At 64.9% G+C, this 12,085-nt stretch carries 13 protein-coding genes; 10 read left to right on the top strand and 3 right to left on the bottom strand.

Annotation, left to right across the window (positions count from 1 at the left end):
* Positions 1-268: 268 nt before the first annotated feature.
* A complete protein-coding gene (locus tag BMX96_RS19715; RefSeq protein ID WP_175481784.1) occupies positions 269-1,966 on the top strand; it encodes a calcium-binding protein in 1,698 nt (565 codons plus the stop codon).
* 96 nt (positions 1,967-2,062) lie between these two features.
* On the opposite strand, the gene BMX96_RS17525 is transcribed toward BMX96_RS19715, so the two are convergent.
* The 3 genes from BMX96_RS17525 to BMX96_RS17515 all read right to left on the bottom strand — a co-directional run bounded on the left by BMX96_RS17525 (position 2,063) and on the right by BMX96_RS17515 (position 3,951).
* Complete coding sequence (locus tag BMX96_RS17525) at positions 2,063-3,124, bottom strand: YeeE/YedE family protein (protein ID WP_091846701.1); 1,062 nt, start codon at positions 3,122-3,124, stop codon at positions 2,063-2,065.
* Between the two features lie 18 nt (positions 3,125-3,142).
* Complete coding sequence (locus tag BMX96_RS17520) at positions 3,143-3,472, bottom strand: ArsR/SmtB family transcription factor (protein WP_236737121.1); 330 nt, start codon at positions 3,470-3,472, stop codon at positions 3,143-3,145.
* Between the two features lie 98 nt (positions 3,473-3,570).
* A complete protein-coding gene (locus BMX96_RS17515; RefSeq protein ID WP_091846658.1) occupies positions 3,571-3,951 on the bottom strand; it encodes a thioredoxin domain-containing protein in 381 nt (126 codons plus the stop codon).
* Between the two features lie 75 nt (positions 3,952-4,026).
* Between BMX96_RS17515 and BMX96_RS17510 the strand changes: the two genes are divergently transcribed.
* From BMX96_RS17510 to BMX96_RS17470, 9 genes are all read left to right on the top strand, one after another.
* Entirely contained in the window at positions 4,027-4,767 is a 741-nt protein-coding gene (locus BMX96_RS17510) for a cytochrome c biogenesis CcdA family protein (protein WP_091846657.1), read from the top strand.
* Between the two features lie 11 nt (positions 4,768-4,778).
* Positions 4,779-5,369 (top strand): thioredoxin family protein, encoded by a 591-nt coding sequence (locus BMX96_RS17505; RefSeq protein WP_091846656.1) that lies wholly within the window; start codon positions 4,779-4,781, stop codon positions 5,367-5,369.
* A gap of 108 nt (positions 5,370-5,477) precedes the next feature.
* The gene (gene soxX, locus BMX96_RS17500; RefSeq protein WP_091846655.1) at positions 5,478-5,960 is read left to right on the top strand and encodes a sulfur oxidation c-type cytochrome SoxX; all 483 of its coding nucleotides are present in this window, start codon (positions 5,478-5,480) and stop codon (positions 5,958-5,960) included.
* 4 nt (positions 5,961-5,964) lie between these two features.
* A complete protein-coding gene (gene soxY / locus BMX96_RS17495; RefSeq protein WP_091846654.1) occupies positions 5,965-6,381 on the top strand; it encodes a thiosulfate oxidation carrier protein SoxY in 417 nt (138 codons plus the stop codon).
* Between the two features lie 25 nt (positions 6,382-6,406).
* Positions 6,407-6,736, top strand: coding sequence for a thiosulfate oxidation carrier complex protein SoxZ (soxZ, locus tag BMX96_RS17490; protein ID WP_091846653.1), 330 nt, complete (start codon positions 6,407-6,409; stop codon positions 6,734-6,736).
* 28 nt (positions 6,737-6,764) lie between these two features.
* Entirely contained in the window at positions 6,765-7,601 is an 837-nt protein-coding gene (soxA, locus tag BMX96_RS17485) for a sulfur oxidation c-type cytochrome SoxA (protein WP_091846652.1), read from the top strand.
* Between the two features lie 93 nt (positions 7,602-7,694).
* The gene (gene soxB, locus BMX96_RS17480; protein ID WP_091846651.1) at positions 7,695-9,389 is read left to right on the top strand and encodes a thiosulfohydrolase SoxB; all 1,695 of its coding nucleotides are present in this window, start codon (positions 7,695-7,697) and stop codon (positions 9,387-9,389) included.
* 16 nt (positions 9,390-9,405) lie between these two features.
* Entirely contained in the window at positions 9,406-10,656 is a 1,251-nt protein-coding gene (gene soxC / locus BMX96_RS17475; RefSeq protein WP_407944683.1) for a sulfite dehydrogenase, read from the top strand.
* Complete coding sequence (locus BMX96_RS17470) at positions 10,640-12,058, top strand: c-type cytochrome (RefSeq protein ID WP_330220656.1); 1,419 nt, start codon at positions 10,640-10,642, stop codon at positions 12,056-12,058. The genes soxC and BMX96_RS17470 overlap by 17 nt, the downstream gene beginning before the upstream one ends.
* The last annotated feature ends 27 nt before the right edge of the window (positions 12,059-12,085 follow it).

Here is a 12,085-nt window from a genome sequence, read left to right as displayed (position 1 = left end):
TCGAGGCGCTGCCGCGCCGGCTGTCTGCATTGAAGGTGCGACGAGATCAGACGGGGAAGTGATGCCTCTCGCAACATCGTGCCGCCTCGAGTGCACCGGGAACCAAGGCGAGCCCGCGCGGGTCCCGGTCGCATGTGCCGAACCGACGTGCTCGAACATGGACGATCTGATCATGTGAGGTGTTGCATACCGAAGGCCGTGGGCTGCCCTGACAGCGGATCCACCAATGTAACCGGGAATCCTCAATCAGGTCTGCCTGGTACCATGAATGCGCGATCAAAGGGGAAGTCGGTCGCCCTTTTTGCAAGTGTGCGCCCGGAGTCGTCTTCCGTTCCAAGGGCCAGTATCCATGACCGCATACACTTTCTCCGCCATCATGGTCCGTTTCGTCCCCGGCAGCGGTCCAGACATCCTCGAGGCCGGCCCCCTCGAAGTGACTTTGGATGTGGGCGAGGGAACGACGTCGTTCTACTACGTGGTGGATTTTGTAACGGCGAACAGCTTTGCTGCGATCACCACCGATCTCTTGATCGAGCAGGTAAGTTTCGTGTCTCAAACAGCAGGTACCGAAACGCTGGGCGCACCTTCCCTGGAGGCCTTCGGTCAAATCCGTCACGACAATGGCGACAATGCAGATCCGAGTGTCTCCCTGGTTTATGGGTTGCAATACGATTGGGGCCCGGCTTCTGACGCATACACTCTGCTATTCTTTCTGATTGATGGGGATCCGCTTCCCAGCATTGACCTCAATAGTGAGATGCTGCCGTTGATCGGCGAATACGGGCGCCCGCCCGAACCCTACGGACAGACGGGGACCATCGACCTTTCGACGGCGGCCGGATTGCTCGGACCGACCGAACCGGGTGGTCCGCTGCTGCACGACGACCCGACCGGGACCGAGGGTCCGGACAGTCTGACCGGCACCGATGCGGCCGACCTGATCGATGGGTTGGGCGGCAACGACACACTGGACGGGGGCGACGGTGATGACGTGATCGTCGGCGGTGCGGGCGACGACAATCTGCGGGACGGCGCCGGCAACGATACCGTGGTCGGCGATGATGGCGAGGACACCTTCTATAATTTCGGCGGCCAGGACGTCTTCGAGGGCGGCGCGGGCCGTGACCGCCTGGTCACCGATCTTACCGGTTTGGCCAACGACATTTTGGCGGTAGATCTCGAAGCGGGCACCCACGGTCGGTACCAAAGCGATATCGGCCAAGATACTCTGGTCGGGATCGAGGACTTCATTGCCATCGGCGATTGGGATGTGCGGGCGGCGGGCTCCAGCGTCGCGAACCTCCTGGAGACCGATGCCGGCAACGACTTTCTGAATGGACGTGGAGGCGACGATAGCTTGCGCGCCGGTGACGGCCAGGACACGCTTGTCGGCGGCGCGGGCAACGACACGATCCTGGGTGGCGCGACGGCGGCCGATCTGCGCGACGTGGTCTACGGCGGCGACGGCGATGACATCATCGACGGCGGCTACGGCAATGACGAGCTGCGGGGCGACGCCGGCAACGACGATATCGCCGGCGGCTTCGGCGCCGATACGGTGATCGGCGGGACCGGCGACGACACGCTGACCGGGTCGGCTTTCGGCGACGAGATCTTCGGCGGCGACGGGTTCGACTTCATCAATGGCGGGTTCGGCAGCGACCGGGTCAATGGCGGGGCCGGCGGCGACCGGTTCTTCCACCTCGGGATCGCGGATCACGGCAACGACTGGATCCAGGATTACGACGCGGCCGAGGGCGACGTCCTGGTCTATGGCGGTAGCGCCACGGCCGACCAGTTCCAGGTGAATATCGCCACCACCCCCACAGCCGGGGATGCGGGCGTGGACGAGGCCTTCGTGATCTATCGACCCACGGGCCAGATCCTCTGGGCGCTGGTGGACGGCGACGGGCAGGACGCCATCAACCTGAGCCTCGGCGGGCAGGTGTTCGACCTGACGATCTGACGCGCGGGCTCGCATCCTGGGCGGCTCTTGCGGTGCCGCCGCAAACAGGGGGGAACCAGCACCTTCATCGCCGGTGACGTCCGACCACGCGAGCGGTCAGCCCGGTTGGCGTAGGGGCCAGCCTTCGATGACCTGGCGAAGACCAATCGCGGTTCCGATGTAGATCGCCCCGAGTGTCAGTGGCGCCGACACGGCGAGCAACGAGAACGCTGAAAGCCCCTGGCCGATCGAACATCCGGCTGCGGTCACGGCGCCCCACCCCATGAGCGCGGCGCCGAATATCTGGCGGCGCAGTTCGCGCGGGTCGTCACAGGCTTCCCACCGGAACCGGCTATTCGCAAGCGATCCGATGGCCGCGCCGAAGACGATCCCGCAGACCGAGCCGATCCCGAAGCTCAGGCGGCTGCCCGAGGAGGTCATGGCATAAAGGATCGTCTCGCCGACCGGGGCCGAAAAGGTGTGCGAGACGACAGGCAACCCGTCGAAGCCCGCCGTCGCCAACCATTGGGTTCCGGCCCAGGCCGACGCGATGACAAGTCCCACCAGCGCGCCCCATCCGACTTGCGCCATGTTCATTCCGGCCCCGCGCGCGCCGCGCAGGGTCAGGGCAAGGATCATGAGCCCCGCGACCAGCCCGATCGCGACGGGCGACACCCCGGTCACGCCGCCGAGGATCTGGGCGAATCCCTGAGGCTCGGATGCGGCGGGCCGATCAAAGAGCGCGACACGAAAATGCGACAGCGGACCCGCCAGCGTGAAGTAGGCCGAGATCCCCATGACCAGCACGATTACGAACGAGCGCAGTTCCCCACCGCCGAGCCGGGCAAGTGCCCCGAATCCGCAGTTGCCGGACATGGCCATGCCGTAGCCGAAGACGAGCCCGCCCAGGATGGCGGCCGGCAGGCTGAAGCTTTGGGCGATATAGAAGCTCGACATCGGGTCGAACCGGCCGGTTCCGATGAGTGCGAAGCTCGCAAGGACGGCGACGGCGATGGCAACACCCCACATCCGCAAGCGCGCTGAGGAGCCGCCATAGATCTGGTCTTCGATGGCGCCGAGCGTGCAGAACCTGCCGAGACGTGCCGCCAACCCGAGGACGATGCCGCCGCCAAGGCCCATGAGTGCTGCCAGTCCCGGCTCGCCGATCGTGTCGATCATCATTCCCCCCGTGCGAGCCTATTTGCAGAACAGGTCGTACACGACATCCATGATCCGCACGGCGCGTTCGTCCGTCAAGGAGTAGAAGATCTGCTTTCCTTCGCGCCGCGCCTGCACGAGATTTTCTTGCCGAAGCCGCATCAGCTGCTGCGATACCGCGGCCTGCCGCGCCGACAGAAGCTGTTCCAGTTCAGTCACCGACTTCTCGCCGGTGGCGAGATGGCAGAGGATCATCAAACGGCCTTCATGTCCCAACGCCTTCAGAAAGTCGGCCGCGCTGCGCGCGTTACGCGCCATCTCGTCGAATTCCGCGACGGTCGTGTTCTCGCCGAACTTGGGTAGTGCCACAGGAAAGTTCCCCACTCGTGGTCGCAGCGGCGACCCCACTTCCTCCGGGTATAGACGCCGCGGCGCAGAACCGCAATTTCGGTGCGTTGCGAGATCCCTCATCGCGGGTGTTTTTCCGGCGAGCCAGCGACCGGACCGGCGTCGGACAGCATCCGTTCGATCACCGCCCAGAAAAAATCTTCGCCCGGGTAGCCTTCCAGCCGGGCGATCTCGTCGCCGTCATCGATCAGAATGAAGGTCGGTGTCAGTCGCGGGGGCGAAGCGAGCGTCAGGTCAACGGGAACCGGCGCGTTCAGGTCAATCCGGCGCAAGGGGGCTTCGGCCCCGATCTCGGTCTTTGGATAGGCCGGCGCGATCTCGGCGTCCCACCGTTCACACCAGACGCAGCCGTGCTGTTCTACCATTACCAACTCCCGCTCGGCCCAGGCGGGCAGGGCGGTCAGCAGGCCAAGGCACGTGGCAAGCAGAGGCAGACGCATGGCGGAGTTTCCAGATTACACCTTGACGCAATACATATTCTGAATTTTTTATACGTCAAAGCGGGAGGGAGTAAAATGTTCGACGTCAGCGCGGGCGGCGCCCTTTTCGCGGGGCTGCTGTCCTTCCTGTCACCTTGTATCCTGCCCATGGTACCGTTCTACTTGGGATACTTGGCGGGCGGATCGCTGCAGGCCGTGGGTCCCGACGGTCGCGTTCCCGCCGTACTGCGCACGCGGGCGGTGTTCGGTGGGCTGTGCTTCGCGGCCGGGGTGATCACGATCTTCGTGGCGCTGGGGGCGTCAGCTTCGACCGCCGGACAGCTTCTGCGGCAGTGGTTCGACGTGCTCCGCTGGATCGCGGCGGGACTGATCTTCGCCATGGGCCTGCACTTTCTGGGCGTGCTGCGCATCCCCGTCCTCTATCGCCAATTCCGCGCCGAGCCGGGCGATGTGTCGAACCTGTCGCTGGCCGGGGCCTACGTGGTGGGGCTGGCCTTTGCCTTCGGCTGGACGCCCTGCGTGGGCCCGGTGCTGGCCGCGATCCTGTTCACGGCGGCAGGGACCGACAGCGCCGCGCGCGGCGCATTCCTCCTGTTCACATACGGCGTCGGGATGACCGCGCCTTTCGTGCTGGCTGCCGCTTTCGTAGGCCCTTTCACGCGCTTCATGACGCGGTTCCGCCGCCATCTGGGCACCGTCGAAAAGATCATGGGAGCATTGCTCATCCTCTTTGCGGTCCTGATCGCCACCAATTCGGTGAACGCCATCGCCCAGTGGATGATCGAGACCTTCCCGATTTTCAGCCGCTACGGATAAGGAGATTTACCATGCTTCGATACGCGATGACGATCCTGGCCGCGCTGGCGCTGACGACCCTACCCGCCTTGGCCGACGGGCAGCGTGAGCCGGTGCTGGGCGATGACGGCCTGCACAAGGCCCCCTGGATGCAGGATACGTTCCGCGTTCTGCGCGAGGACCTGGAAGATGCCGAAGCGCAGGGCAAGCGCCTGCTGCTCATGATCGAGCAGCGCGGCTGCATCTACTGCAAAAAGATGCACGAAGAGGTTTTCGTCGTGCCCGAGATCGACCGCATGCTGTCCGAGGATTTCTACGTCGTCCAGATCAACATGTTCGGCGATGTCGAGGTCGTCGATTTCGACGGTGCGGCAATGTCCGAGAAGGACGCGGTCCGCCGCTGGGGGGCGATGTTCACGCCGACGCTCATGTTCTTTCCCGAATCGGCCGAAGACATCCCCAGTGACGCCACTGCGAGCGACGCGGCGATCGTGACGATGCCGGGCGCCTTCAGCGCCTCCACGACCCGGAACCTTCTGACCTTTGTTTTGGAAAAAGGCTACGAAACCGACGAGCCGTTCCAGAAGTACCATGCAAGAAAGCTTGAGGAACGAGAGGGTTAGAGGATCCGAACAGATTTTGTATTCGTAATGTGAAATCTGTTCTTGATCCGCGGTGCATCGGTCGAATACCGTTGCACACAAGGTGATCCAACACCCGAGGGAGGAAACATGAAAGCTGGAATCTGCCACGCGGCAGGGGTGGTGGCGCTTGTTCTGGCGCCAATCTCGGCCCCCGCAGCGCCTGCACCTTCGGACGTCGTCTACGACGAATACGGCTCGGTCGCCGAGTCCCTGACCGGCGCGGCCGGCGATCCCGTCAAGGGCGCCGATGTCATGGCCAACCGGGGCCTGGGCAACTGCGTCGCCTGCCACCTGGTCAGTGATCTGGACGAGGTGCCGTTTCACGGCGAGGTGGGGCCGGCACTTGACGGTGTGGCCGACCGCTGGACCGAGGCCGACCTGCGCGGGATCGTTGCGAACGCGAAGATGGTCTTTCCCGGCACGATCATGCCCGCCTTTTACAAGAACGAAGGCTACACGCGCCCCGGCGACGCGTTCACCGGCAACGCCGCGGATGGCCCGCTCGACCCGCTTCTGACGGCCGAACAGGTGGAAGACGTGGTCGCCTATCTCATGACGCTCAAGGAGTAACACCATGAACCTGTCACGCAGACGGACGCTGGCCCTGGGGGCCGCCGCGGCGATCTTCCTGCCGCGCATTGGCTGGGCCGACGCAACCACCGACGCCATCGCCGAATTCACCGGCGGGGCCGATCTGACCGAAGGCGGCGCGCTGAAGCTGACCGCACCCGAAATCGCCGAGAACGGCAACACCGTTCCGATCGAGGTCGATGCGCCCGGTGCCGAGGCGATCCTGATCCTGGCCACCGGCAACCCGAACCCTGATGTGGGAACGTTCCATTTCGGCCCCCTGTCCGGCGCCCAGATGGCATCGACCCGCATCCGCCTTGCCGGAACCCAGGACGTCGTCGCGGTGGCCAAGATGGCCGACGGCACGTTCCAGCGCGCCAGCCAGGAAGTCAAAGTCACCATCGGCGGCTGCGGCGGCTGACCCGCGCACGCGAAGGAGAATTATCATGGCAGACAACGTCACCCCCCGCGTCCGCGTGCCGTCCAGCGCGTCGGCCGGCGAGGACATCACCATCAAGACCCTGATCTCGCACCCGATGGAGTCGGGACAGCGCAAGGACAAGGAAGGCAACACCATCCCGCGGTCGATCATCAACCGCTTCGTGACCACCTTCAACGGCGAGACCGTCATCGACGTCACGATGGAGCCCGCGATCTCGACCAACCCGTATTTCGAGTTCGTGTCGAAAGTGCCCGAATCCGGCACCTTCGAGTTCACGTGGTACGATGATGACGGATCGGTCTACACCGAGTCCAAGGACATCACGGTCGAATAAGCCGCATGGGCAGAAGGGAGGAGGACCGATGTTGTTCAGAACGATGACCGCCATGGCGCTGGTGCTTGGCGCCACGACCGCACAGGCCGAAGGCCCCGAACTCGTCATCAACGGCGAGATCCCGATCACGACCCGGGCACCCGCGCCGGAGCATATGGAATACGTGCGCGAGGTGATGTCTGGATGGGAATTCCGTTCGCCCGAAACGCAGGCCTTCGAGGCCGACGATTTCGAGAATCCCGGCATGATCTTCGCCGAGGACGGGCGCACGGCCTTCTCGCAGCCGCTCGGCGACACTGACCAATCCTGCGCGTCGTGCCACGAAAGTCCCGAGACATTGGCCGGAGCTCGCGCAGTCTATCCCAAATGGGATCCCGAGCGCGAAGAGGTCCAGACCATCGAGATGCAGATCAACGAATGCATCACCGAGCGGGCAGGGGCCGAGGCCTGGGGTTACACGTCGCAACCCATGACCAACATGTCGGCGCTTCTCGCGTCGGTGTCGCGGGGCATGCCGGTGAATGTCGCCATCGACGGCCCCGCCCATGACACCTGGCTTCAGGGCAAGGAGATCTACTATACCCGGTACGGCCAGCTCGAGCTCAGCTGTGCGAATTGTCACGAAGACAATTATGGCAACATGATCCGCGCCGATCACCTGAGCCAGGGCCAGATCAACGGCTTCCCGACCTACCGGCTGAAAAACGCCAAGCTGAACTCGGTGCATGACCGGTTCAAGGGGTGCGTGCGCGACACCCGTGCCGAGACTTTCAGCCCCGGAAGCCCCGAGTTCATCGCACTCGAGCTCTACGTTGCCTCTCGCGGTAACGGGCTGAGCGTCGAAGGCCCCGCGGTCCGCAACTAGTTCGACGAAACGCCCCGGCGGTTCGCCGTCCGGGGCATATTTCTACAAAATCGCATTCTGCAATTAGAATGTGACAGAACGGAAGGATCCCCGATGATCTCGCGCCGTGATTTTCTTCAAGCGGGTCTTGCCACCTCGGCGTTGTGGGGTCTGTCGGCCACCGGCAACTGGGGCCGCCTTGCCGCCCAGCAGTCGCTGACGCAGGACGGGCTGATCGGCGCGCCTCGGGCGGGCGATGTGACCGTTGTCCACGTCACCGACATCCATGCGCAGACCCAGCCGATCTGGTTCCGCGAGCCGTCGATCAACCTTGGTGTCGGACAGGTCGAGGGCAAGCCGCCGCATATCACCGGGCCTGAGTTCCGCGCGGCCTATGGGATCGAACAGGGATCCGCTCTGGACTACGCTCTGACCTACCAGGACTTCGTGGCGCTGGGCCGGGAATACGGACGCATGGGCGGGCTCGACCGTATCGCCACCGTGGTCCGAGCGATCCGCGATCAGGCGCCGGGCGCGATCCTGCTGGATGGCGGCGACACCTGGCAGGGATCGCTGCCCTCGCTGCGCACGAATGGCGGCGACATGGTACGGCTTTTCAACGCGCTGGGTGTCGAGGCCATGACCTCGCACTGGGAATTCACGCTGGGCATCGACCGCGTGACCGAGATCGTCGAGAATGAGCTCGGTTGCCCCTTCCTGGGCGCTAACATTTTCGACGCCATGTGGGACGAACCGGCCTACGAGCCGATGACCCGGTTCGAGCGGAACGGCACACAGGTCGCCGTGATCGGCCAGGCCTTCCCCTATCTTCCCATCGCGAACCCGTCGTGGATGTTTCCGGATCTGAGTTTCGGTGTCCGGGCTGAACGCATGGCCGAGGTGGTCGAAGAGGCCCGCGCCGGCGGGGCCGAGGTGGTCGTGGTGCTCAGTCACAACGGCTTCGACGTGGACCGCAAGTTGGCGGCCGAGGTGCCGGGCATCGACGTGATCCTGACCGGTCATACCCATGACGCGCTGCCGGAACCCGTGCGCGTCGGTGACACCCACCTGATCGCCAGCGGTAGCCACGGCAAGTTCGTCAGCCGCGTGGATCTGGACGTTGCCGACGGGCGGGTGGGCGAAGTGCGCCACCGCCTGATCCCGATCTTCGCGGACGTGATCGCGCCGGACCCCGAGATGGCGGCGCTGGTGAGCGAGACCCGCGCCCCCTTCGCCGACGAGATGGCCGAGGTGATCGGCCAGACCGATAGCCTTCTTTACCGCAGGGGCAATTTCAACGGCACCTGGGACGACCTGATCTGCCAGGCGCTGCTCACTGAACGCGACGCCGAGATCGCGCTGTCGCCGGGCTTCCGCTGGGGCGCATCGGTGATGCCGGGCCAGGACATCACGCGCGAGGATATCTTCAACGCGACGGCCATGAGCTATCCGGCGGCCTACCGCACCGAGATGACGGGCGACATGCTGAAGATCGTGCTGGAGGACGTGGCCGACAACCTGTTCAACCCCGATCCCTATTACCAGCAGGGCGGCGACATGGTTCGCGTCGGGGGCCTGGGCTACCGCATCGACATCGCCGCCGAGCAGGGAAGCCGCCTGTCCGACCTCACCATGCTGTCCACGGGCGAGCCGATCGATCCCTCCCGGAGCTACGTCATCGCCGGCTGGGCTTCGGTCAACGAAGGCACCGAGGGCCCGCCGATCTGGGACGTGGTCGAAAGCCACATTCGCAACCAGGGCACCGTCAGCGTGCCCGAGAACACGACCGTCGCCCTGAAGGCCGGTTGACCAACGGAGGATGACCATGAGCGACACGACACGCCGCGCCTTCCTTAAAGGGGCCGCCGTTGCCGGCGCCGCCGTCACCGGCAGCCGCGCGGTGGCCCAGCAGGCCGACCCCGCCATCACCGAGCTTCAGCCATGGATGCGGTATCTGGGCGAGGGCGTGGACGCTCGCCCCTATGGTCATCCGTCCGAGCACGAAGCCCATGTGGTGCGCCGCAACGTTGAATGGCTCACCGCCGATCCGGTATCGTCGGTCAACTTCACGCCGCTGCACGAGCTCGACGGCATCATCACGCCCAATGGATTGTGCTTCGAGCGGCACCATGCAGGCATCGCTGAGGTCGATCCGGCGCAGCACCGCCTGATGATCAACGGGCTCGTGGACACCCCGCTGGTATTCACCATGGCGGACCTCATGCGCTTTCCGCGCGTGAACCGCGTGCATTTCCTGGAATGCGCCGCGAACTCGGGCATGGAATGGGCGGGCGCGCAGCTGAACGGCTGCCAGTACACCCACGGCATGATCCACAACGTCATGTATACCGGCGTGCCGCTGCGGCTGCTGTTGGAAGAGGCAGGCGTAAAGACCGGGGGCAAGTGGCTGCTGGCCGAGGGCGCGGATGCGTCCGCCATGACCCGTTCGATCCCCATGGAAAAGGCGCTGGACGATTGTCTCGTCGCCTTCAAGATGAACGGCGAGGCGCTTCGCCCCGAGCAGGGGTATCCCGTCCGGCTGGTCGTTCCGGGCTGGGAAGGCAACATGTGGGTGAAATGGCTGCGCCGCCTCGAAGTGGGCGATCAGCCTTGGGAGCACCGCGAGGAAACCAGCAAATACACCGACCTCCTGGATAACGGCCGCGCCCGCAAATGGACATGGGAGATGGACGCCAAGTCGGTCATCACCAACCCCAGCCCACAGGCCCCCATCACCCACGGCAGGGGCCCGCTGGTCATCACTGGCGTCGCCTGGTCCGGCCGGGGCACCGTCCCGCGTGTGGACGTGACCACCGATGGCGGCGTGACCTGGCACGAGGCCCGCATGTCCGGCCCATCGATGGATAAGTCCATGCACCGTTTCTACTACGAGATGGACTGGGACGGCGCGCCCCTCCTGCTGCAAAGCCGCGCCATGGACAGCACCGGCTACGTGCAGCCCACCAAGGACATGCTGCGCCAGGTGCGCGGCGAGAATTCGATTTACCACAATAACGGCATTCAGACCTGGGCCGTGAATGCCAACGGGGAGGCCGAGAATGTCGAGATCTCTTAACACCGTGCAGATCCTGATCCCGGCCCTCGTCGGGACCGGCGCGGTCCTGGGCGCGGCAGTGATCGGTGCGGACAGCATGATCTTCCGCCCCGTCGACGGTGCTTACCGCGTGTCTCAGGCAACGACCGTCGCGCAGCCCGAAGCGTTGGCCGAGGTTGCAGCGGACATCGTCGAGGGCGCCGAACATGTCGCCACGGCCTCCCTGGTCACGCCCGCTCATGCGGACGAGAACACGGCCGATACGGCGCCGATGGAAGGCAACAGCGACGCTGCCGCAGGGACCGATGTCGTGCAGGCCGCCGCCGACGCCCTTGAGGCGACCGGCACCCAACTGTCGCGCGAGGGCGGGTTCGGTTTGGGCCGTCGCGCATTGGAAGCGGAAGTCGCGGCGTGGGACATTGACATCCGCCCCGACGGAACCGGCCTGCCCGAGGGGTCGGGCGATGTCTGGACGGGCGAAGAGGTCTGGGTCGAGAACTGCGCCATGTGCCACGGCGATTTCGGCGAGGCGGTGGGCCGTTGGCCGGTGATCGCGGGTGGCTGGGACACGTTGGACCGCAAGGACCCGGTCAAGACCGTGGGCAGCTACTGGCCCTACCTCTCGACAGTCTACGACTACATCCACCGCGCGATGCCCTTCGGCAACGCACAGTCGCTGGAGCCTGATCAGGTTTACGCCCTGACGGCCTATATTCTCTATCTAAACAACGTGGTCGAGGATGATTTCGAGCTGTCGCGCGACACGTTCCTGGACGTCGAAATGCCCAACGCCGACGGTTTCTTTCCGGACGATCGCGCCGAGGCCGAATTGGCGCAGTGGCGGACCGAGCCCTGCATGGAAAACTGCAAGGACGCGGTCGAGATAACCATGCGCGCCCGCGTGCTGGACGTGACACCGGAAGGCGAGGCCGACGCGGTCGAGACCGCCGCCGAGGCACCGGCCGAGGCGGTCAGCGCCACCGACATGGCGACCGACGGCAATGCGACCGAGCTTGAGGTCGCCGAGGCCGAAGCCGAGACGCCCCGGGAAGACACCGTGGCCGTTGAAGCGGTGCCCGCCGAAGAGGTCGCGGCGCTGGACCCCGAACTGGTGGCGTCGGGCGAAAAGCTTTTCCGCCAGTGCCAGGCCTGTCACGCGGTGGGTGAGGGCGCGGACAACAAGGTCGGCCCGCAGTTGAACGGCGTGGTGGGGCGCACGGCCGGTTCGGTCGACGGCTTCCGCTATTCCTCGGCCCTGGAGGACGCCAATGCCGAAGGGCTGATTTGGAACCACGAGACGCTCGCGGCCTATCTGGAGGACCCGCGCGGCTACATGCCGGGGACGAAGATGTCCTTTCGCGGACTGCGCGACACGGCCGACCGCGACGCGATCATCGCTTTCCTGGCCAGTCATGGCCAGTGATCGGGGATACAGTTCCGCTTGCGCCGG

This window comes from Palleronia pelagia (genome assembly GCF_900110115.1).
In the GTDB taxonomy this organism is placed as follows: Bacteria; Pseudomonadota; Alphaproteobacteria; order Rhodobacterales; family Rhodobacteraceae; genus Palleronia; species Palleronia pelagia.
Note: the sequence above shows the minus strand (reverse complement) of the source record. Positions and strands in the feature narration are given on the sequence as shown.

What these genes read in the sequence shown, in the direction of transcription:
- BMX96_RS19715 (WP_175481784.1), top strand. Translation starts at nt 269, where the DNA reads ATGCGCGATCAAAGGGGAAGTCGGTCGCCCTTTTTGCAAGTGTGCGCC.
- BMX96_RS17525 (WP_091846701.1), bottom strand. Translation starts at nt 3,124, where the DNA reads ATGATCGACACGATCGGCGAGCCGGGACTGGCAGCACTCATGGGCCTT.
- BMX96_RS17515 (WP_091846658.1), bottom strand. Translation starts at nt 3,951, where the DNA reads ATGCGTCTGCCTCTGCTTGCCACGTGCCTTGGCCTGCTGACCGCCCTG.
- BMX96_RS17510 (WP_091846657.1), top strand. Translation starts at nt 4,027, where the DNA reads ATGTTCGACGTCAGCGCGGGCGGCGCCCTTTTCGCGGGGCTGCTGTCC.
- BMX96_RS17505 (WP_091846656.1), top strand. Translation starts at nt 4,779, where the DNA reads ATGCTTCGATACGCGATGACGATCCTGGCCGCGCTGGCGCTGACGACC.
- soxX (WP_091846655.1), top strand. Translation starts at nt 5,478, where the DNA reads ATGAAAGCTGGAATCTGCCACGCGGCAGGGGTGGTGGCGCTTGTTCTG.
- soxY (WP_091846654.1), top strand. Translation starts at nt 5,965, where the DNA reads ATGAACCTGTCACGCAGACGGACGCTGGCCCTGGGGGCCGCCGCGGCG.
- soxZ (WP_091846653.1), top strand. Translation starts at nt 6,407, where the DNA reads ATGGCAGACAACGTCACCCCCCGCGTCCGCGTGCCGTCCAGCGCGTCG.
- soxA (WP_091846652.1), top strand. Translation starts at nt 6,765, where the DNA reads ATGTTGTTCAGAACGATGACCGCCATGGCGCTGGTGCTTGGCGCCACG.
- soxB (WP_091846651.1), top strand. Translation starts at nt 7,695, where the DNA reads ATGATCTCGCGCCGTGATTTTCTTCAAGCGGGTCTTGCCACCTCGGCG.
- soxC (WP_407944683.1), top strand. Translation starts at nt 9,406, where the DNA reads ATGAGCGACACGACACGCCGCGCCTTCCTTAAAGGGGCCGCCGTTGCC.
- BMX96_RS17470 (WP_330220656.1), top strand. Translation starts at nt 10,640, where the DNA reads ATGTCGAGATCTCTTAACACCGTGCAGATCCTGATCCCGGCCCTCGTC.